Origin of the sequence: Pseudomonas pisciculturae, assembly GCF_015461805.1 — a bacterium.
GTDB lineage: Bacteria > Pseudomonadota > Gammaproteobacteria > Pseudomonadales > Pseudomonadaceae > Aquipseudomonas > Aquipseudomonas pisciculturae.
In genome coordinates this window covers 514,603-533,659 of sequence record NZ_JACVZE010000003.1, presented here as the reverse complement: position 1 = coordinate 533,659, position 19,057 = coordinate 514,603, and the positions used below count along the sequence as shown (strand labels likewise).

Here is a 19,057-nt window from a genome sequence, read left to right as displayed (position 1 = left end):
TCCTTCACGCGTCAGTCGCCCCAATATGGGGGTGGGCAGGACGGTCTACAAGGGTGAAGTTAAAACTGGCGTTTTCGCCTGGTTAAGAGTCGATTTGACCCGCTCTGAAAAAGCCGACTTCACTCCATGAATTGGGCTATAGCGCAGCAAGAAAATTCCGACGCTGTGTGTGCAGCGCCGAAATTAACTCAAATCGAGGGTGGGGAGCTATAGGACAGCGAAGGTGCCTTGTGCTTTTGCGACCAGTTTTTCGTCCTGGTACACATCCGCCTCGACCACCAACGTACGCCGGCCGGCGTGAATCACTCGGCTGGTGCACAGCACATCACCGTCTTCCACGGCGCGGATGTAGTTGATTTTGCATTCGATGGTTGCGCTCTGCTGGTCGAAACCATGGGCACTGGAGCAGGCCAACCCCATGGTGATGTCCACCAGGCTGAAAATCGCCCCGCCATGGAGCTTGCCTGCGCGGTTGCGCAGGTGCGGCTCCAGGGTCAGGGCCACCTCGGCAACGCCTTCTTCAAGGCGTTGCAGGCGGCAGCCGATCAGTTCGCTGAATGCGCTCTGGGTCAAGCCGGCCGGGACTTCCATCAACGCTTCTTCAACTGTTTGGCGTTGGCAAACAGCGAAGCCATGGCGTTGTTGCTTGGCGCAGCGGTCGCGGTTTCTTTGCGCGGTGCGCTGTTTTCAGAGCGGTTCTGCGACTGGCGTGGTGCCGAGCCCGGACGTGCACCGCGGGCGCCGTCGATTTTCTCGCCAGGGGTATCGCTCATGCGCATCGACAGGCCCACACGTTTACGCGGGATGTCGACTTCCATGACCTTGACCTTAACCACATCACCGGCTTTCACCGCTTCACGCGGGTCTTTGATGAATTTCTCCGAAAGTGCGGAGATATGCACCAAACCGTCCTGATGCACGCCGATGTCCACAAAAGCGCCAAAGTTGGTCACGTTGGTGACCACGCCTTCGAGGATCATGCCCAGTTGCAGGTCCTTGAGGTCTTCGACGCCGTCCTGGAACTCGGCAGTCTTGAACTCGGGACGCGGGTCGCGGCCAGGTTTTTCCAGCTCTTGCAGGATGTCGGTGATGGTCGGAACACCGAAGGTTTCGTCAGTGTACTTCTTCGGGTCCAGGCGTTTGAGGAACGCGGCGTCGCCGATCAGCGAGCGGATGTCACGGTCGGTCTCGGCGGCGATGCGTTGCACCAGCGGGTAGGCTTCCGGGTGGACTGCGGAAGAATCCAGCGGGTTGTCGCCGTTCATTACGCGTAGGAAACCAGCGGCTTGTTCGAAGGTTTTTTCGCCCAGGCGTGCGACTTTTTTCAGCGCCGCGCGGGTTTTGAACGCGCCATTTTCGTCACGGTGAGTAACGATGTTCTGCGCCAGAGTGGCATTGAGGCCGGAGATACGCGCCAGCAGCGCCACGGACGCGGTGTTCACGTCCACGCCCACGGCGTTTACGCAGTCTTCCACCACCGCATCCAGGCCGCGTGCCAGTTTCAGCTGCGACACGTCGTGCTGGTACTGGCCAACGCCGATGGATTTAGGGTCGATTTTCACCAGCTCGGCCAGCGGATCTTGCAGGCGACGGGCGATGGACACCGCGCCACGGATCGACACGTCGAGGTCCGGGAATTCCTTGGAGGCCAGTTCCGACGCCGAGTACACCGAAGCGCCCGCCTCGGAGACCATGACTTTGGTCATCTTCATGGCTGGGTATTTTTTGATCAGCTCGGCGGCCAGCTTGTCGGTCTCACGGCTGGCGGTGCCGTTGCCGATGGCGATCAGGTCCACGGCGTGCTTGGCGCACAGCGCAGCCAGGATCGCGAGGGTCTGGTCCCACTTGTTGTGCGGCACGTGCGGGTACACGGTGGCGTGGTCCAGCAGCTTGCCGGTGGAGTCGACCACGGCCACTTTGCAGCCGGTGCGCAGGCCCGGGTCGAGGCCCAGGGTGGCGCGTGGGCCGGCCGGCGCGGCCAGCAGCAGGTCGTGCAGGTTGTGGGCGAACACGTTGATCGCTTCGGTTTCGGCGCCGTCGCGCAACTCGCCCAGCAGGTCGGTTTCGAGGTGGGTGTAGAGCTTGACCTTCCAGGTCCAGCGCACCACTTCACCCAGCCACTTATCCGCAGGACGATTCTGATTTTGGATGCCGAATTGTTGACCGATCATGCCTTCGCACGGGTGCATGCTGCCTGGCAGTTCGTCACCGACTTTGAGCGCGGAGCTGAGAATGCCTTCGTTGCGCCCGCGGAAAATCGCCAGGGCACGGTGGGACGGCATGCTTTTGAGCGGTTCGTCGTGTTCGAAGTAGTCGCGGAACTTGGCGCCTTCTTCCTCTTTGCCAGCGATGACGCGGGCGCTGAGGATGGCTTCCTGTTTGAGGTAGGTGCGCAGTTTTTCCAGCAGGCTGGCGTTCTCGGCGAAGCGCTCCATGAGGATGTACTTGGCGCCTTCGAGGGCGGCCTTCACGTCGGCTACGCCTTTTTCGGCGTCGATGAAGCGGGCGGCTTCAGTGTCCGGGGTCAGGGCCGGGTCGTTGAACAGGCCGTCGGCGAGGTCGCCCAGGCCGGCTTCCAGGGCGATCTGGCCCTTGGTGCGGCGTTTTTGTTTGTAGGGCAGGTAAAGGTCTTCGAGGCGCGTCTTGGTGTCGGCGAGCTTGATGTCGCGCTCAAGTTGCGGCGTCAGTTTGCCCTGTTCTTCGATGCTGGCGAGGATGCTGATGCGCCGTTCGTCGAGTTCTCGCAGGTAGCGCAGGCGCTCTTCCAGGTGACGCAGTTGGATGTCGTCGAGGCTGCCGGTCACCTCTTTACGGTAACGGGCGATGAAAGGCACCGTAGAGCCCTCATCCAGTAGAGCGACGGCCGCTTCGACCTGTTGGGGGCGTACACCGAGTTCCTCGGCGATGCGGCTGTTGATGCTGTCCATAAAACCACCTGAAATTCTGAAAGCAGCCCGGCAGGCCCGCAAAACAAGGCCCGGCGAAGCTGGTTGAGCGGCCCGACTGGCGCCGCTGCCTGGGTCAAAAGGCAGCCTATTGACCCTCGAAATCGAAAAAATCACGACAAGCGGGTGAAAAAAAGCCCGACACTAAATAGCAACGATCTGACGTCGCCCTGCACGAAGGCGCCGCATTATAACCAGCGTTCTGTGCTGGGTGGGGATTGCGCCAACGGTTGCTGGGCAAGGGTTCACTGGCGGTAGAGGAAAAATCTGCTAACAATGCACACGGTGCGTATAACGACAGCTACGCCATAATGCGCGCCGAGATAAGAGGAGCATCCAATGAGCAGCACTGCACAAACTGCTGAAGGCGAAAAAATTCTCATCGTTGATGACGATCCAGGGCTGAGCAGCCTGCTGGAGCGTTTCTTCAATTCCAAGGGCTACCGTGCCCGCGCGGTGCCAAACACCGAGCAGATGGACCGTCTGTTGGGGCGTGAAGTATTCAACCTGGTCGTACTCGACCTGATGCTGCCCGGCGAAGACGGCCTCACCGCCTGCAAACGCCTGCGCGGCGCGAACAACCAGATTCCAATCATCATGCTCACCGCCAAGGGCGATGAGCTGAGCCGCATCAAGGGCCTTGAACTGGGCGCTGATGACTACCTGGCCAAGCCGTTCAACCCTGATGAGTTGATGGCGCGGGTCAAGGCCGTATTGCGTCGCCAGGCTCCGCCAGTACCGGGCGCACCCGGCAGCGAAGACGAAAGCGTCACCTTTGGCGACTACGAGCTGTCGCTGGCCACTCGTGAGCTCAAGCGTGGCGATGAAGTGCACATGCTCACCACCGGCGAATTCGCAGTGCTCAAGGCGCTGGTGATGAACGCCCGTCAGCCGTTGACCCGAGACAAGCTGATGAACCTGGCCCGTGGCCGGGAATGGGATGCTCTGGAGCGTTCCATCGACGTGCAGATTTCGCGTCTGCGCCGGATGATCGAACCAGACCCGTCCAAGCCGCGGTATATCCAGACGGTGTGGGGCGTGGGTTATGTGTTTGTGCCGGATGGCACCGCGACCAAGTGACCGATGTTTTGCAGGGGCGGGTATCCTGGCGTTTGGCTCCATGAGAGTCGACGGGATGCCCGGCGTCTGCGATTCTGCGAGCGCCGCTCGTTCCTGCAAGGTGTCTAGCAGTCTCCTATGAAAACCCCGCTGTGGTTCCCGCAAAGCTTTTTCTCTCGCACCCTTTGGCTGGTGCTGATCGTCGTTCTGTTCTCCAAGGCACTTACGCTGGTTTATCTATTGATGAACGAAGACGTGCTGGTAGACCGACAGTACAGCCACGGCGTCGCCCTGACGCTGCGCGCCTATTGGGCTGCCGACCCCGAGAACCGCGAGAAGATCGCCAAGGCTGCCACGTTGGTGCGCGTCGCGGGTGCCGGCGTGCCAGAGGGTGAGCAACATTGGCCCTACAGCGAGATTTACCAGCGCCAGATGCAGGCTGAACTCGGCGAAGACACCGAGGTGCGGCTGCGCATGCACGTGTCGCCCGCGTTGTGGGTGCGAGCGCCGAGCCTTGGCGAGGATTGGCTGAAAGTGCCGCTGTACCCGCATCCGCTGCGGGGGCAGAAGATTTGGAACGTGCTGGGCTGGTTCCTCGCGATTGGGTTGCTTTCAACGGCGTCTGCGTGGATTTTCGTCCGCCAGCTTAACCAACCCCTTAAACGCCTGGTGTTTGCCGCCCGCCAACTCGGGCAGGGGCGCAGTGTGCGCTTGCCGGTGAGCGATACGCCCAGTGAGATGACCGAAGTGTATGGGGCGTTCAACCAGATGGCGGAAGATGTCGAACAGGCCGGGCGTGAACGCGAGCTGATGTTGGCTGGGGTGTCCCATGACCTGCGCACGCCGTTGACGCGGTTGCGGCTTTCCTTGGAACTGATGGGCAACCATAGCGACCTTACCGACGACATGGTTCGTGATATCGAGGACATGGATGCCATCCTGGATCAGTTCCTGGCGTTTATCCGCGATGGCCGTGATGAAGTGGTGGAGGAGGTCGACCTGACGGAGTTGGTTCGCGAGGTGGTGGCACCCTATAACCAGAATGGCGAGCAGGTACGCATGCGCCTGGAGCCGATCCAGCCATTTGCCTTGCGCCGGGTGTCGATGAAGCGGCTGTTGAACAACCTGATTGGCAACGCCTTGCACCACGCCGGTTCAGATGTGGAAGTGGCAGCGTATGTGTCCGGTGACAGCGCAGCGCCTTATGTGGTGTTGAGTGTGATGGATCGGGGGGCGGGTATCGATCCGGATGAGCTGGAAGGCATCTTCAACCCATTCACCCGTGGTGACAGGGCGCGGGGCGGCAAAGGCACTGGCCTGGGGCTGGCGATTGTGCGGCGGATTGCTTCGATGCATGGCGGCAATGTCGAGTTGCGCAACCGTGAAGACGGCGGCCTGGAAGCGCGGGTGCGTTTGCCGCTTGGGCTGATGTTGCCCAGAGACGCGGTCTAACGATCACTGAAGATCAAATGTGGGAGCAGGCAAGCCAGCTCCCACACTGGTCTTGCGTTGCCTTAAAACTGTATTTCAGCCCTTGCCCTTGGTCCGAGTCATATTCGGCCCACCATTCTTCTCCAGATGCTGAATGATGATCCCGGCCACATCCTTGCCGGTTGTGGTTTCAATCCCCTCCAGGCCCGGCGATGAATTCACCTCCATCACCAACGGGCCATGGTTGGAGCGCAAGATATCCACACCCGCCACACTCAACCCCATTACCTTGGCCGCCCGCAGTGCAGTCATGCGTTCTTCCGGGGTGATCTTGATCAGGCTGGCGCTGCCGCCACGGTGCAGGTTGGAACGGAACTCGCCGGGCTTGGCCTGGCGTTTCATCGCTGCGATCACCTTGTCACCCACCACGAAGCAGCGGATATCCGCACCACCCGCTTCCTTGATGTATTCCTGCACCATGATGTTCTGCTTGAGGCCCATGAACGCTTCGATCACCGACTCGGCCGCGGTGGCGGTCTCACACAGCACCACACCGATGCCCTGGGTGCCTTCCAGCACCTTGATCACCAAAGGTGCGCCGTTGACCATCTCTATCAGGTCGGGGATGTCGTCCGGGGAGTGGGCGAAACCGGTGACCGGCAGGCCAATACCGCGGCGCGACAGCAACTGCAGCGAGCGCAATTTGTCCCGCGAGCGTGCAATGGCCACGGATTCATTGAGGGGAAACACCCCCATCATTTCAAACTGGCGCAACACGGCGCAGCCATAGAAAGTCACCGAAGCACCGATACGCGGGATCACCGCATCGAAACCTTCCAGCGGCTTGCCACGGTAGTGGATCTGCGGCTTATGACTGGCAATGTTCATATAGGCACGCAACGTGTCGATCACCACCATTTCGTGGCCACGTTCAGTGCCGGCCTCGACCAGGCGACGGGTGGAATACAGACGCGGGTTTCGCGACAGCACAGCAATCTTCATGCAGCACCTGGGGCAGAAATAGTAGAGACCGGGAACACCGGCTTGTCTTGAACGTACTTAACGCCTGGATTGACCACCAACTGGCCGTCAATCAGAGCTTTGGAACCAAGCAACAGGCGGTAACGCATGGCTTTGCGGCAGGCCAGGGTGAATTCCACCCGCCATACCCGATCACCCAGCGCCAGGGTGGTGCTGATCACATAGCGCACCTGCGCGTGGCCGTTGGAGCTCTTGATGGTTTTCATCGTCACCAAGAGCGCTTCGCAGCGGCGGTGACGCAATTGCACCACGCTGCCCAGGTGCGCGGTAAAGCGCACCCACTTCTCACCGTCGCGCTCAAACGGCTCGATATCGGTGGCGTGCAGGCTGGAGGTGCTGGCACCGGTGTCGATCTTTGCACGCAGGCCCGCCACTCCCAAGTCGGGAAGTGCCACCCACTCACGCAGACCGACAACGGTCAAATGGTCAAATGTCTTCAATATGGATAACCGGCAATTCAGAAATGTTTCGTAGTCGTCGAGGACAGTAACGTCCAACTGCTCACGGATTGTGACAATTCCCGAAACCTCGTTTAGGGCTCGGTGCCGAATTCGCGGTATTCACGCAGAATATTCGGCAAATGGCGACAGATATCGCTCAGGCTTCGGTAATCAATCGACGTATGGGAAAGTCGCGCAAATTTCGCGGTGCCTGGCGTATCTTAGGTGAGCCTTGGGGTTTATGCGTCGAAGGGTTTCAACGGTAAAGTTGCGACATTTTTCAGAGCGAGGAATTCAAGTGGCTCAAAAGCAGGAAGAGGAAGAAAAAGTCCGTTTGGACAAGTGGTTGTGGGCTGCGCGCTTTTTTAAAACGCGTGCCTTGGCCAAGGCGGCCATCGAGAGCGGCAAGGTGCACCATCGCGGCGAGCGCTGCAAGCCGGGCAAGGAGCCGCGTGTCGGCGACGAGTTCCAGATTCGCACCGGGTTTGACGAAAAGACCGTCGTGGTACAAGCACTTTCCATCGTGCGCCGTGGCGCGCCTGAAGCGCAGGCGCTGTACGCTGAGACTGAAGCCAGTATTGCCAAGCGCGAAAATGCGGCGGCGATGCGCAAGGCTGGCGCCATGGGGTTAAGCACCGATGGCAAACCGAGCAAGAAGCAACGCCGCGATTTGTTCAAGTTTCGCGGCAGTGGCAATGACGACTGACTACGCAAATCTCCAGCCAAAAGCAGAATTGAATGTGGGAGGGGGCTTGCCCCCGATAGCGGTGTATCTGTCACTGATGGGTTGTCTGACACTCTGTAATCGGGGGCAAGCCCCCTCCCACATTTACCTGCTGTGTTAAGCAGTTGTGCGCATGACGCTCAATCTCCTGATCAACGGCAGTTTGCCCAGCACACCGAATAGCGGCGCCGTCACCCGTAACAACCCCTCAGACACCTTCGCCGCAAACGGCGTGTAATACCCCCACCCCAAAGCCAGCAACGCCAGCAACACACCGCCGATATAGTCGTCCTGGCCCCAATGCGCCCCTGCTACCAAGCGCGGCATCATGAACAGCAACGCCAACCCCCAGATCACCAGCACTTGGCTGATCCGCTGGGCAAACACCGTCATGAACATCCCCCAGATCAACAACACAGAAGCATGGTCCCCCGGGAAACTCTGGCTGGAGCGGTCTTTCAACTCCCAGGTTTTCTCCAGCCCCGGGAAATAGTCACTCATCTGAATCGCGCCGTTGATGACCATCGACGGGCTACTGTGTTGCCAACCCATCTGCGCCGCGAGTTTGGAAAACAGCATGCGGATAAATAGCAGCAGCAACAAAATGCCGATAAAACCCAGCACCGCCTGACGCACTTGCACGGCCTTGAACACCCAGTCGCCGCGAATCAGCAGCGCCAACAGGATCACGCCGACCACCGCATCAAACGGCCGCAAACTGGCGACGGCCCACACGTGCAGCCACGTCGCGTTGGTCGCCAGCGGGTCATTAACTAGATGAAACAGCCATTCGTCGAAAATCACACACAGCATCTGGCCCGTGGGCCACAGCCAAAAACACAGCAGCCCGATAGCGAGTAGATTGCAAGCGGCCCATCGCCCGAGGTTCCACTTGGCTTGGAACAAACCCGGATTGTTCATAAACTGTCTCCCAGTGCTTTAAAGAATCGCACCAAATTGGTGCTAAAGCGTTTAATTTTATAAACCTTGTAATCAATTTGTCACCAATTCAGATACCCAGACCTATGACTGATCTACCGGATACCGACTTCACCCAACGCTTCATCTTCGATGAGACCGACGCCCGTGGCGAACTGGTTTCGCTGGAGCGCAGCTACGCCGAAGTCCTCGCCAAGCACCCCTATCCGGAGCCGGTCGCGCAACTGCTCGGTGAGCTGATGGCGGCGGCTGCGTTGCTGGTAGGCACCATGAAGTTCGACGGTTTGCTGATTTTGCAGGCGCGCTCCGAAGGTCCGGTGCCGATGCTGATGATCGAATGCTCCAGCGAGCGTGAAATCCGTGGTTTGGCCCGTTACGAAGCCGACCAGATTGCCCCGGACGCCACCTTGTCCGACCTGATGGCCAATGGCGTCCTGGCGATCACCGTCGACCCCACCGAAGGCCAGCGCTATCAAGGCATCGTCGACCTGGACGGCGAAACCCTGTCGGACTGCTTCACCAACTACTTCGTGATGTCTCAGCAGGTCGGTACCAAGTTCTGGCTCAACGCCGATGGCAAGCGCGCCCGGGGCATGCTGTTGCAACAACTGCCGGCTGATCGCATCAAGGACGAGGATGAGCGCACCGACAGCTGGCGCAAGCTGACGGCCCTGGCCGGCACCCTCACCGCTGAAGAGCAACTGGGCCTGGACAACGAAACCATCCTGCATCGCTTGTACCACGAAGAAGCCGTGCGACTGTTTGACGCACAAGCCCTGTGCTTCAATTGCAGCTGCTCCCGCGAGCGGTCGGGCAATGCCCTGGTCAGCCTGGGCCTGGAAGACGCGCAGAACCTGGTGGTGGAGCACGGCGGCCATATCGAGATCGACTGCCAGTTCTGTAACCAGCGCTACCTGTTCGATGCTGCCGATGTAGTGCAATTGTTCGTCGGCGCAGGCATCGACACCCCTTCCGATACCCGCCACTAAAACGTTTAAGCACAGGTAAATCGCCTGCCAAACGCCGGATTAGCGCAGTTCTGACGGGAGGGCCCTACTCTTTTTGGGCTTTTCTGGCATAATCCGGCCCACTTTTTTCGCGGTAGTAGTGCGCAACTTTCTACTACAAAACGTTTGGAGCACTCGGCCATAGGCCGACGGGGAACCTCATGACGCAAGCCAATAACGCCGTATACACCGATCTGAGTGTTGACGATCTGGTCAAAGAAGCCCTGCAGCGCGGTGAAGGCGTGCTTGCCGATACTGGCGCACTGGTCGTAGAAACCGGTCACCGTACCGGTCGTTCGCCAGTCGATCGTTTCATCGTTGAAGAGCCTACTACTCAGGACGCTATCGCCTGGGGCCCGATCAACCGCAAGTTCCCGGCCGACAAGTTCGATGCCCTGTGGGCGCGCGTCGAGGCGTTCAACAACGCGCAAGAGCATTTCGTTTCCCACGTTCACGTAGGTGCGGCCGAAGACCACTACCTCGCCGTGAAAATGACCACCCAGACTGCCTGGCAGAACCTGTTCGGTCGTTGCCTGTTCATCAACCCGGCCCAGTACAACCCGGCCGGCCGTGAAGAGTGGCAAGTGCTCAACGTGGCCAACTTCGAGTGCGTGCCAGAGCGTGATGGCACCAACTCCGACGGTTGCGTGATCCTCAACTTCGCAGAGAAAAAAGTGCTGATCGCTGGCATGCGTTACGCCGGTGAAATGAAAAAAGCCATGTTCTCGGTGCAGAACTTCCTGCTGCCGGCTTCCGACGTACTGCCGATGCACTGCGCCGCCAACATTGGCGAAGCAGGCGACGTGACCCTGTTCTTCGGTTTGTCGGGCACCGGTAAAACCACCCTGTCCGCCGATGAAAGCCGTTACCTGATCGGTGACGACGAACACGGCTGGGGTGAAGGCGTAGTGTTCAACATCGAAGGCGGTTGCTATGCCAAGTGCATCGACCTGTCCGAGAAGAACGAGCCGGTCATCTGGAAAGCCATCAAGCACGGCGCCGTGCTGGAAAACGTCGTGATCAACGACGCCAAGCACGCCGACTACACCGACGTCAGCCTGACCCAGAACAGCCGCGCCGCGTACCCGCTGGAGCACGTTGCCAAGCGTTCCGAGCAGAACCTGGGCGGCGAGCCAAACGCGGTGATCTTCCTGACCTGCGACCTGACCGGCGTACTGCCACCTGTGTCGATCCTCAGCGAAGAACAAGCGGCCTACCACTTCCTGTCCGGCTACACCGCACTGGTGGGTTCGACTGAAATGGGCTCTGGCGGCGGCATCAAGTCGACCTTCTCCACCTGCTTCGGCGCACCGTTCTTCCCGCGTCCGGCTGGCGAATACGCTGAGCTGCTGATCAAGCGCATCCGCGGCTTCGGCTCCAAGGTCTACCTGGTCAACACCGGCTGGACCGGCGGCGGCTACGGCGTTGGCAACCGCTTCAACATCCCGACCACTCGCGGCGTGATCGCAGCGATCCAGAGCGGCGCGTTGATCGGTGCTGAAACCGAACACCTCGACACCATCAACCTCGACGTGCCACTGGCCGTACCGGGCGTTGAGACTGGCCTGTTGAACCCACGTAACACCTGGGCTGACAAGGCTGCCTACGATGAAGCGGCGAAGGCGCTGGCTGGCTTGTTCATCGAGAACTTCAAGAAGTTTGAAGTGAGCGATGCGATCAAGGCTGCGGGTCCCAAGTTGTAAGATTCGTTGGTTGTGAAAAAGCCGCCCCTTGTGGGCGGCTTTTTTGTGCGCGAAAGGTTAATGGGCGATGTGCAACACCACCGCGCCGACCAGCACCAGCACAACCCCTAGCACCTGCACCGCCGACAACCGCTCCTTGAAAAACACAAACCCCAGGATCGCCGCGATCCCGCCTGACAATGTACTGATTACCGTCACCACCGATACAGACCCCGCCATCGCCCCCCACGAAAACGCCGAGAACCCTCCCAGGTTCATCAAGCTCGCGCCGGTCAACGTCGCGCAGTTTTTCAGCGGCGGGATCTTCAGGCCGTCCTTGATCTTCAGCACCATCAATACCAACACGCACAGGCCCACCAGGTAACCCAGCCACAACATGGTGATCGGCCCCAACGCCGGCAGTGTGTAGCGCCCTTGCAGCCAGAAGCTGGTGCCATAGAGCAGCGCGGCAAGCATGGCGTAGGCGATGGACAGCTGTGGGTTGTTGTGAGGCGTGCCGTTGTCTTTGTGAATGCTGGAGAGGATGACACCGATCACGCACACGGCGATGCACCCCAACTGGATCAGGCTGATGTGTTCTCCGCTTGCCCAGGACAGTAGCGTGGTGACTACGCCGTAGGACGTCACCAGTGGCGCGACGATGGCAGCTTTACCCAGGGCGAAGGCCTTGGACAGGGCAAGGGCGCCAGAGACGGTGAACAGGGCAGCGGCGATACCCAGCAGCCAGACGCTGAGCGGGGCTTCGAAGGATTTGAAAAGGAATGCGGGGAGGATAACCAACAGCAGGGTCATGATCAGGAAGCCGAGGGCTTGGCCGAAGTACACGGCGCGTTTTACGCCGACTGCGCGGGCGTTTAGGCCGACGAGAAAGTCCGTGCCGCCCCAGAGCAGAGCAGCCAGTAGGCCCATTATTACGTCCATGTAAGGTCCTTGTTGTTTTGTACGCCGCTCGCCAGGTTAGCGCAGATCCAATGTGGGAGCGGGCTTGCCCCCGATAGCGGAGTGTCAGTGCCCGATGTGCTGACTGACACACTGCAATCGGGGGCAAGTCGAATCGTCGCACCGCCCCTCCCACATTGGATCTGTGTTGTGCGTTGGACTAGCTAAGGTTCTCCAGGGTCTGCGTGTCCCAGCTATGGGTCTTGATGGCTAAGTAGAGCATACCGATAGTCAGCGGGATTTTGTCGCCTCGGCCTTTGGCGCGGTGTTTGAGGAACACATCGAACACCGGCGGGTTGAAGTAACGGTAGGCATCGTAGTCGCCCAGGTCGAACTCAAACGTTTGTTCCACGGCCTCCATAAACTGCTTGGCCTCGGCGCCATCGCAGCCAAGGTCGAAGTTGATCGCGGTTTTCAGCCGTATGTTCTTGTGTTTCGGCAGGCCGATTTCTTCGTGGATCAGTTGCAGCAGTTGCTGCATCTCGGGGTCGTCGGGGAGGTCAGGGGCCAGGTTCATGGTGGGGGCACGCAGGAGTGGGTGGGGAGGGTGGTTGTGTTGTCTATTGTGCTTGTTGCGGTTGAACAAAAAGCTGATGCCTGTGACGAAGGCAATTATCGGAAGACTGAAAAACTGTAACTGTGCCACCCAGGACGCGGCGCCGAATAGGAGTGCTGGGCCTGCAATCATAAGCGCTAACCCAAACCATTTCCTGATTGCGGGGTGCTTCAATTTTCGATCCAGTACAGCGGTAAGTACTACAAAGATGATCAGGGTTATCCAAGGGAAATATTTAGTCACCTCCTCAGCCTCCCAGGAACTTTCGGATCATGGGTGACAATGATCGTTGAGGGCCGATGCCGCCGGAGACCTGTGCGTCTATGCCAATGATGACGTCTCCTGCGTGATAGCTGCGGATTGCATCCTTAACCGTCAGGCCGACAATGCCTGCGACAGGGGCTCCCAGAAATGGCGATACGAGGCTGATCGGTGCCGAAACAGCACTGGCGATCAATCCTGCAGTGATAGTTCCTTGCTCGTTCAGTCGGTCTGCCTGTATTCGCGTCAGTGGCTTGGAAACCACGATAGTCATCGCGCAAGGCAAATCACGAGCTAGCATTTTCTCGTAGATATCCACGAGTCGCTGGCGCACCTCGTTTGCAGAAGTGCCTGCTTCTAACAAGCAAAGGTTTGCAAGTGAATGTCGATTGATAGGCAAGACGATAAAGCGCAGCACGCTGAACGTGACGCCGTAATGGCCAATGTATTGGGTCCTTTCGATGTTCATGTTTTTTGCAGGGCTGTTGAAAGGGCGCTAGTTTCGGTCAGGCGCAGGTGAGTTTTGTAGAGGGGCGGGAGGTGGTTTTAAGCAGTTTGGGAAGGGGATGGCGCGGGTTTTGGCGGTTTCTTACAGCGCTTTCCGATTTTTTGGTTTGACGGGACAATCTGTGCGAAATCGGACCGTGTTTGGGGGGGGCTATCAGTTGCTTGCAGGCCTACTGATACACCGCTCAAAAATCGCCTCCAACCCCCGGTAATCACACGCCACCGCATCAATATTCGCCGGCACCCACGCCGCGTGCTTTACCAGCCACCAATTCACCGAATACCCCGCATTCACGATGATCTGCTCGAACAAAATCCGCTGCGCACGGCCGTTGCCTTCGCGGAAGGGGTGGATGACGTTGAGGTCGCCATAGGCTTCGGCAACCCGCGTCACCAGCTCGGCCTGAGTCGAGCCCACGTACCAGTTGGCCTCTTCCATATGCCGGATGATTTTCGCCGCTTCCGGGGGAATGCGTTCCGGGGTGCAGAACAGCGTGTCGCCTTTCTGGATGTTGACGCTGCGCAGCTCACCCGCCCAGTCGTAGATGTCGCCGAACAGGGTGCGGTGGATATGTTGCAGGCGTTCGAGGTCGTAAGGCGGCGGGAAAAGAGGGAGGCTGCCTACGGCAATTTCGGATAATTCTCGCTCGGCTTGGTGCAGGAGGGTTTCGTCGTGCAAATCGAGGCGGTTGCGCAGCACGCTGCTACCGGGATAGCAGTACGGGTCCTGGCCCACTCCGTATTTGTCGAGCATCAGCGTGGGGTGTTGCGGTACTTGGCGAGAACGGCTTCGCGGGTCGGCAAGGGTTTGTCGACGTCGGCCGGTTGGGTATCGAACCCTTCCAGGCGCAGGCTGGCCAGGTAATTGGAGCGGCGGATCTTGTGGTAGTGATCCTGTTTTTGCTCAAACGTCGGTTCGCTCATCGCAGCGTGCTCCTGGGTTAGCAAGACTTGATTGTAGCGCAATGCTTCAGTAGGTAGGCGCGATAAAACCCACGTCACATTTTGTACAAAAAAACTGCCGACACACTGAATTCAGCGTATGTTGCAGCGCAAAATCTTGTAGGGCGATTCCGCCCACTACTTAAAGGGAGTTAAGCATGGGTTTGCTTCGTGTCGCCTCGGCGATGTCATTGTGTGCAGTAGCGTTTTCAGTCCAGGCTGAGCAGTTGCCGATTGAAGTGCTGAGTGCCGTGGTCAAGGACCAGAAAATCGCCGACGCCGAAGTGCTGCTGCAACGCAACGGCGCGCAAAATGTGGTGGGCCGTACCAACGCCCAGGGCCAGGTAGTCCTCAATAGCGACGCCGCCGACGATGGCAGCAACTTGCTGATCATCAAGAAGCCTGGCTATTCCAACCTGGTGGTGAAGTGCCCGTGCAAGGGCATGACTTACGCCATCAGCCCGGTCATGGAAAACCTCGACGGCATGCGTGTGGTACTGACCTGGGGCAAGACCCCGTACGACCTCGACTCCCACATGATTTACCCAGGCAACAATATCTACTACGCAAGGCAGCAAGGCGTTGATGCGTTGCTGGATGTGGATGACACCGACAGCTACGGCCCGGAAACCATCACCCTGCAGAAAAAGCATTACGGCGAAAGCTACGTCTATGCCGTGCATGACTATTCCAACCAGCGCAACCCAGGTTCGAGCCAGCTCTCCAACAGCGAAGCCAAGGTGTTTGTGTACATGGGGCAATCCCTGGTGCGCACTTACTACGTACCGAAAAATCGCACCGGCAACCTGTGGACAGTGTTTCGCATGACCGGCAATGGCGACTTCCAGGACATCAACAGCTTCACCGGTGTCACGGTCAGCCCGAGTGATGTCCTCAACGAAGTCAAACCGTTGCTGGACGACAGCGTGGCCATTGATGCCGTCGTTGTCAGCTCGTCGGTACAGGCTGATGCGAAGAAACTGAACCTCAAAGGCGAAGCGGCCTACCAGGCGGGTAATCTGGATCAGGCAATCGAGTTCTTCCGTCAGGCTATCGAGCTGGATAACAGCTTCGGCAAGGCCTACGGCAACCTGGGCCTGGCGTATCAGAAGGCGGGTAACACTGCTGAATCGATCTGGGCCAATCGCAAGGCGATCGCCTTGGCATCGGGTGCAAATGCTGCGACCGTGCGTGCCGGTGCTTACTACAACATTGCGCGTATCTACGAAGCGGCCGGGCAGTTCCAGGATGCGTTGCGTCACTACCAGTTGGCCAAAGAGCAGAAGGCCAACCCGGTGTACGACACCGCGATTGATCGGGTTAAGAACCGCTGATTGACAGCAACAAACGCTCCATCGACAACGCGCCCCAGTGGCGCGTTGTTTGTTTGGGGGCGGTTAAAGGCGAGAGGCTGCGTCGAGGTCCATCAGGCCGCGCCCATAGGCTTCGGCGTTGGCATAGATACCTGTTCGGTTAGCCGTGTTGAGCAAGCGCTCACGTATTTGTTGCGGTGTCATCTCGGGAAAACGACTTTGCAGGGCCGCCAGGGCGCCACTGACCAACGCCGCTGCCGGCGAGGTGCCAGCAGTAGGGCCGTAGCTGCCGTCTTTGTTGGTGGTCAACAAACCTGCGCCGCCGTCGCCCCCCGGCACCGCGATGCACCAGCGTGCCGCGAGGCCGCAATAATTGGATTTGAGATTGATGGCCGTGCCGTCGTTTTTTAGCGCCATGACCGCTATCCAGCCTTTCTCCAGTTCGGGCACCAACGCGGGCAGGCCGGGTTCGGCGAGAGGCTCACGCTTGACCTCGTTACCCGTTGAGAAAACGAATACTGCGCCTTCGGCCACCAGTTTTTTCGCCACGCCCAACGAGTCTCCCATCAGCCGTTCATAGACCGGAACCTCGTTGGTGTTGGCTTCAATGGGGTTGGCCCACGAGTTGCTGAAAATACGCGCGCCTTTGGCGTGTGCGAGCGTCCAGGCCTGGGCGATTTCACTGTCGAAATAAAAAGGCTCCTTGTCGTCCCCGAACCGCATGGGAATGAGTTGGGCATTGAAAGCGATGCCATGGATGCCCCGATCATTTTTGTTGGCGGCGAGAATGCCGGCCATTTGCGTGCCATGGCCTTTCACATCCACCGTACCTGGCTGTTGTTTGACAAAGTCGTAGCCTGGGTCGGCCACACGCCCGTCGAACTCCGGCAGTGCTTGGTTGAGACCTGAGTCGATCAGCGCAACGGTCACGCCCTGGCCGGTACCGCCGCGTGCGTAGAGGGTGGATGCGTTGACAATGGGCAGCGCTTTCTGCGCGAGGTATTCGGGGGTTTCAAAGCGGCGTGGGTCCGGTTCAGCAGGCGCTGGTTTAGGGGCGGCTACACAACCGTGCAGCAACAGAGGCAGCGTGAGTACGATGAGGCATTGCAGTGAAAACCGTGGGCATTGAGACATTCACGACTCCTTGTCGGGGTAGTTGAGCAGGCGTGCTACTGTCTTCGTTTTTGCGCGGGCTTGCTGGTTTTCTCTGTATCAGTTTGTAGCGTTTATCCCCGACCTTTTCTTGATCGCTGATCTATGTTTTTGACTCCTTCAGCGGTCAATGGAGTGACAGCCCATGCACGACACCCTCCAGCAGGTCTTTGGTTACCCACAGTTTCGTTTGGGCCAGGAGCAAACGGTCAGCGCCGTGTTGGCCGGCCGTTCGGCTGCCGCGATTTTCCCTACGGGCTCCGGCAAGTCTTTGTGTTACCAACTGTCAGCAGTGCTACTGCCGCACTTGACGCTGGTGGTGTCGCCGTTGCTGGCGTTGATGCAGGACCAGTTGGGTTTCTTGCAGCGCCACGGTATTTCGGCGGGCAGTATCGATTCGGCCCAAAGCCGTGACGAGGCCAACGACGTCATGGCTCGTGCCCGGTCCGGCGAGTTGAAAATCCTTATGATTTCTGTGGAACGCTTGAAGAACGAGCGCTTTCGCAACTTCCTGCAAAGCGTGCAGATCTCGCTGCTGGTGGTAGATGAGGCGCACTGTATTTCCGAATGGGGCCATAACTTCCGTCCGGACTACCTGAAGCTGCCGGACTACCAGCGTCAGTTCAATATCCCACAAGCCCTGCTGTTGACGGCCACAGCGACACCCAAGGTGATTGCTGACATGCAGGCGAAGTTCGCCATCGCTCCAGACGATGTGGTTACCACGGGCTTCTACAGGCCCAACCTCAACCTGTTGGTCGAGCCGGTGAGCGGTGCAGACAAACGTCGCAGGCTCGTCCAGTGGATGAGCGAGCGCGCCAACCAGCCGAGCATCGTCTACGTCACCTTGCAAAAAACCGCCGAGCAGATCGCCGAGCATTTAAACCGCAATGGCATCCAGGCCGAGGCGTACCACGCCGGTTTGCCTCACGATAAACGCGAAGGTATTCAGCAGCGCTTTATGAGTGGGCGCTCTAATTGCATCGTCGCCACCATCGCCTTCGGCATGGGCATCGACAAAAGTGATATCCGCAACGTGGTGCACTTTGACCTGCCCAAATCCATCGAGAACTACAGCCAGGAAATCGGCCGTGCGGGGCGTGATGGGCAGCCGTCCGATTGCCTGGTATTGGCCAATCGCGACAGCCTCAACGTGTTGGAAAACTTTGTGTATGGCGATACGCCGGAGCAGGATGGCATTCGCCGTGTGCTGGATGAGTTGCAGGCAGCGCGGGGCGAGGGGCAGTGGGAGTTTTTACTGCGGTCGTTATCGGATGACAGCAACATTCGCGAGTTGCCGCTCAAGACGTTGTTGGTGCAATTGGAGCTCAAGGGTGTGATCGCGCCTCGTTATGCGTTTTACGCGGAATACCGTTTCAAATACCTGATCGAGCCGGAGGTTTTGCTGGCGCGGTTTTCCGGCGAACGGCAGCAATTTGTCGCCGCAATTATCCAGGTGTGCAAACGGGCGAGAACCTGGGCGACGGTGGATTTCGACGCGCTGTACCAACAACACAATGCCGAGCGCGGTCGGGTGGTGAAGGCGCTGGATTACTTCCAGGAACAGGGGCTGATCGAGCTCGAAAGCAAGCAAATGACGGAGGTCTACAGCCTGCTGAACACAGGTTTTGACCCACAGGTGCTGAGCGTAGAGTTATACACAGGCTTCAAGCAGCACGAAGTCGGGGAGGTGGCACGCATTCACGCCATGCTCGATCTGTTTGCCACTGATCGCTGCCTGGGACAGCGGCTGGCGCAGTATTTTGGCGATGAAAACGCCCCTCAACGCTGCGGGCATTGTTCGGTTTGCCATGGCCAGGTTGCACACTTGCCGCCCCCACCGGCCTTGCCGCCGCTTGTGGATAAAAACTTCATGGGGCTGTGCGGTGATTTTATCCACAGGCATCATGAGCACACCGGCCAATTGCCAGGAGCGGAGCGCCTTACGCGTTTCTTGGGCGGTATCAGCGTGCCGCTGTTCACCAAGTTGAAGGCGCGGGGCATTCCGGGTTTTGCTGCGCTGGAAGACTACCCCTACGCCGAAGTGCGCGAGTGGGCCGAGGCCCATTTGAATGACCTGTAAACCCACCTTCACGAG

18 protein-coding genes are annotated in these 19,057 nt (G+C 58.7%); 7 read left to right on the top strand and 11 right to left on the bottom strand.

Going from position 1 to position 19,057, the window contains the following annotated elements; all coding sequences use genetic code 11:
• Positions 1-207: 207 nt before the first annotated feature.
• A complete protein-coding gene (locus ICY20_RS11315; RefSeq protein ID WP_159960836.1) occupies positions 208-591 on the bottom strand; it encodes a PaaI family thioesterase in 384 nt (127 codons plus the stop codon).
• Positions 591-2,927 carry a Tex family protein gene (locus tag ICY20_RS11310; protein WP_194937499.1) on the bottom strand — a complete coding sequence of 779 codons (2,337 nt, stop codon included), beginning with the start codon at positions 2,925-2,927 and terminating at the stop codon, positions 591-593. The genes ICY20_RS11315 and ICY20_RS11310 overlap by 1 nt, the downstream gene beginning before the upstream one ends.
• A gap of 357 nt (positions 2,928-3,284) precedes the next feature.
• Here ICY20_RS11310 and ompR point away from each other — a divergent pair, with 357 nt between their 5' ends.
• The gene (gene ompR, locus ICY20_RS11305; protein WP_015373500.1) at positions 3,285-4,025 is read left to right on the top strand and encodes an osmolarity response regulator transcription factor OmpR; all 741 of its coding nucleotides are present in this window, start codon (positions 3,285-3,287) and stop codon (positions 4,023-4,025) included.
• 117 nt (positions 4,026-4,142) lie between these two features.
• Entirely contained in the window at positions 4,143-5,456 is a 1,314-nt protein-coding gene (locus tag ICY20_RS11300; RefSeq protein WP_159960840.1) for an ATP-binding protein, read from the top strand.
• Positions 5,457-5,531: 75 nt separating this feature from the next.
• On the opposite strand, the gene rimK is transcribed toward ICY20_RS11300, so the two are convergent.
• Positions 5,532-6,437 carry a 30S ribosomal protein S6--L-glutamate ligase gene (rimK, locus tag ICY20_RS11295; RefSeq protein WP_003187674.1) on the bottom strand — a complete coding sequence of 302 codons (906 nt, stop codon included), beginning with the start codon at positions 6,435-6,437 and terminating at the stop codon, positions 5,532-5,534.
• Positions 6,434-6,916: a retropepsin-like aspartic endopeptidase RimB gene (rimB, locus tag ICY20_RS11290; protein ID WP_159960842.1), complete on the bottom strand. Its 483-nt coding sequence runs from the start codon at positions 6,914-6,916 to the stop codon at positions 6,434-6,436. The genes rimK and rimB overlap by 4 nt, the downstream gene beginning before the upstream one ends.
• Positions 6,917-7,214: 298 nt before the next feature.
• On the opposite strand from rimB, the gene ICY20_RS11285 reads away from it, so the two are divergent.
• Positions 7,215-7,622, top strand: coding sequence for an RNA-binding S4 domain-containing protein (locus ICY20_RS11285; RefSeq protein ID WP_122485987.1), 408 nt, complete (start codon positions 7,215-7,217; stop codon positions 7,620-7,622).
• Between the two features lie 135 nt (positions 7,623-7,757).
• On the opposite strand, the gene ICY20_RS11280 is transcribed toward ICY20_RS11285, so the two are convergent.
• Complete coding sequence (locus tag ICY20_RS11280) at positions 7,758-8,561, bottom strand: phosphatase PAP2 family protein (protein WP_159960844.1); 804 nt, start codon at positions 8,559-8,561, stop codon at positions 7,758-7,760.
• A gap of 104 nt (positions 8,562-8,665) precedes the next feature.
• On the opposite strand from ICY20_RS11280, the gene hslO reads away from it, so the two are divergent.
• Entirely contained in the window at positions 8,666-9,568 is a 903-nt protein-coding gene (gene hslO / locus ICY20_RS11275) for an Hsp33 family molecular chaperone HslO (RefSeq protein WP_194937498.1), read from the top strand.
• 179 nt (positions 9,569-9,747) lie between these two features.
• On the top strand, positions 9,748-11,289 hold the full coding sequence (locus tag ICY20_RS11270) for a phosphoenolpyruvate carboxykinase (RefSeq protein ID WP_194937497.1): 1,542 nt from the start codon (positions 9,748-9,750) through the stop codon (positions 11,287-11,289).
• A 57-nt stretch (positions 11,290-11,346) separates the two neighbouring features.
• Here ICY20_RS11270 and ICY20_RS11265 read toward each other — a convergent pair whose 3' ends face one another.
• From ICY20_RS11265 to ICY20_RS11245, 5 genes are all read right to left on the bottom strand, one after another.
• The gene (locus tag ICY20_RS11265; protein WP_228758380.1) at positions 11,347-12,210 is read right to left on the bottom strand and encodes a DMT family transporter; all 864 of its coding nucleotides are present in this window, start codon (positions 12,208-12,210) and stop codon (positions 11,347-11,349) included.
• A gap of 178 nt (positions 12,211-12,388) precedes the next feature.
• Complete coding sequence (locus tag ICY20_RS11260; protein ID WP_159960848.1) at positions 12,389-12,745, bottom strand: DUF1493 family protein; 357 nt, start codon at positions 12,743-12,745, stop codon at positions 12,389-12,391.
• A 286-nt stretch (positions 12,746-13,031) separates the two neighbouring features.
• A complete protein-coding gene (locus ICY20_RS11255) occupies positions 13,032-13,514 on the bottom strand; it encodes a hypothetical protein (RefSeq protein ID WP_159963315.1) in 483 nt (160 codons plus the stop codon).
• Positions 13,515-13,706: 192 nt separating this feature from the next.
• Positions 13,707-14,306: a putative adenosine monophosphate-protein transferase Fic gene (locus ICY20_RS11250; protein ID WP_194937496.1), complete on the bottom strand. Its 600-nt coding sequence runs from the start codon at positions 14,304-14,306 to the stop codon at positions 13,707-13,709.
• Entirely contained in the window at positions 14,306-14,476 is a 171-nt protein-coding gene (locus tag ICY20_RS11245) for a YhfG family protein (protein ID WP_016979054.1), read from the bottom strand. Before ICY20_RS11245 ends, ICY20_RS11250 begins: the two co-directional genes overlap by 1 nt.
• A gap of 176 nt (positions 14,477-14,652) precedes the next feature.
• Between ICY20_RS11245 and ICY20_RS11240 the strand changes: the two genes are divergently transcribed.
• A complete protein-coding gene (locus ICY20_RS11240; RefSeq protein ID WP_159963317.1) occupies positions 14,653-15,828 on the top strand; it encodes a tetratricopeptide repeat protein in 1,176 nt (391 codons plus the stop codon).
• Positions 15,829-15,891: 63 nt separating this feature from the next.
• On the opposite strand, the gene ICY20_RS11235 is transcribed toward ICY20_RS11240, so the two are convergent.
• The gene (locus ICY20_RS11235) at positions 15,892-16,941 is read right to left on the bottom strand and encodes a S8 family peptidase (protein WP_159963318.1); all 1,050 of its coding nucleotides are present in this window, start codon (positions 16,939-16,941) and stop codon (positions 15,892-15,894) included.
• A gap of 163 nt (positions 16,942-17,104) precedes the next feature.
• Between ICY20_RS11235 and ICY20_RS11230 the strand changes: the two genes are divergently transcribed.
• On the top strand, positions 17,105-19,042 hold the full coding sequence (locus tag ICY20_RS11230; RefSeq protein ID WP_159963319.1) for a RecQ family ATP-dependent DNA helicase: 1,938 nt from the start codon (positions 17,105-17,107) through the stop codon (positions 19,040-19,042).
• Positions 19,043-19,057 lie beyond the last annotated feature (15 nt).

What these genes read in the sequence shown, in the direction of transcription:
- ICY20_RS11315 (WP_159960836.1), bottom strand. Translation starts at nt 591, where the DNA reads ATGGAAGTCCCGGCCGGCTTGACCCAGAGCGCATTCAGCGAACTGATC.
- ICY20_RS11310 (WP_194937499.1), bottom strand. Translation starts at nt 2,927, where the DNA reads ATGGACAGCATCAACAGCCGCATCGCCGAGGAACTCGGTGTACGCCCC.
- ompR (WP_015373500.1), top strand. Translation starts at nt 3,285, where the DNA reads ATGAGCAGCACTGCACAAACTGCTGAAGGCGAAAAAATTCTCATCGTT.
- ICY20_RS11300 (WP_159960840.1), top strand. Translation starts at nt 4,143, where the DNA reads ATGAAAACCCCGCTGTGGTTCCCGCAAAGCTTTTTCTCTCGCACCCTT.
- rimK (WP_003187674.1), bottom strand. Translation starts at nt 6,437, where the DNA reads ATGAAGATTGCTGTGCTGTCGCGAAACCCGCGTCTGTATTCCACCCGT.
- ICY20_RS11280 (WP_159960844.1), bottom strand. Translation starts at nt 8,561, where the DNA reads ATGAACAATCCGGGTTTGTTCCAAGCCAAGTGGAACCTCGGGCGATGG.
- hslO (WP_194937498.1), top strand. Translation starts at nt 8,666, where the DNA reads ATGACTGATCTACCGGATACCGACTTCACCCAACGCTTCATCTTCGAT.
- ICY20_RS11270 (WP_194937497.1), top strand. Translation starts at nt 9,748, where the DNA reads ATGACGCAAGCCAATAACGCCGTATACACCGATCTGAGTGTTGACGAT.
- ICY20_RS11265 (WP_228758380.1), bottom strand. Translation starts at nt 12,210, where the DNA reads ATGGACGTAATAATGGGCCTACTGGCTGCTCTGCTCTGGGGCGGCACG.
- ICY20_RS11260 (WP_159960848.1), bottom strand. Translation starts at nt 12,745, where the DNA reads ATGAACCTGGCCCCTGACCTCCCCGACGACCCCGAGATGCAGCAACTG.
- ICY20_RS11255 (WP_159963315.1), bottom strand. Translation starts at nt 13,514, where the DNA reads ATGAACATCGAAAGGACCCAATACATTGGCCATTACGGCGTCACGTTC.
- ICY20_RS11250 (WP_194937496.1), bottom strand. Translation starts at nt 14,306, where the DNA reads ATGCTCGACAAATACGGAGTGGGCCAGGACCCGTACTGCTATCCCGGT.
- ICY20_RS11245 (WP_016979054.1), bottom strand. Translation starts at nt 14,476, where the DNA reads ATGAGCGAACCGACGTTTGAGCAAAAACAGGATCACTACCACAAGATC.
- ICY20_RS11240 (WP_159963317.1), top strand. Translation starts at nt 14,653, where the DNA reads ATGGGTTTGCTTCGTGTCGCCTCGGCGATGTCATTGTGTGCAGTAGCG.
- ICY20_RS11235 (WP_159963318.1), bottom strand. Translation starts at nt 16,941, where the DNA reads ATGTCTCAATGCCCACGGTTTTCACTGCAATGCCTCATCGTACTCACG.
- ICY20_RS11230 (WP_159963319.1), top strand. Translation starts at nt 17,105, where the DNA reads ATGCACGACACCCTCCAGCAGGTCTTTGGTTACCCACAGTTTCGTTTG.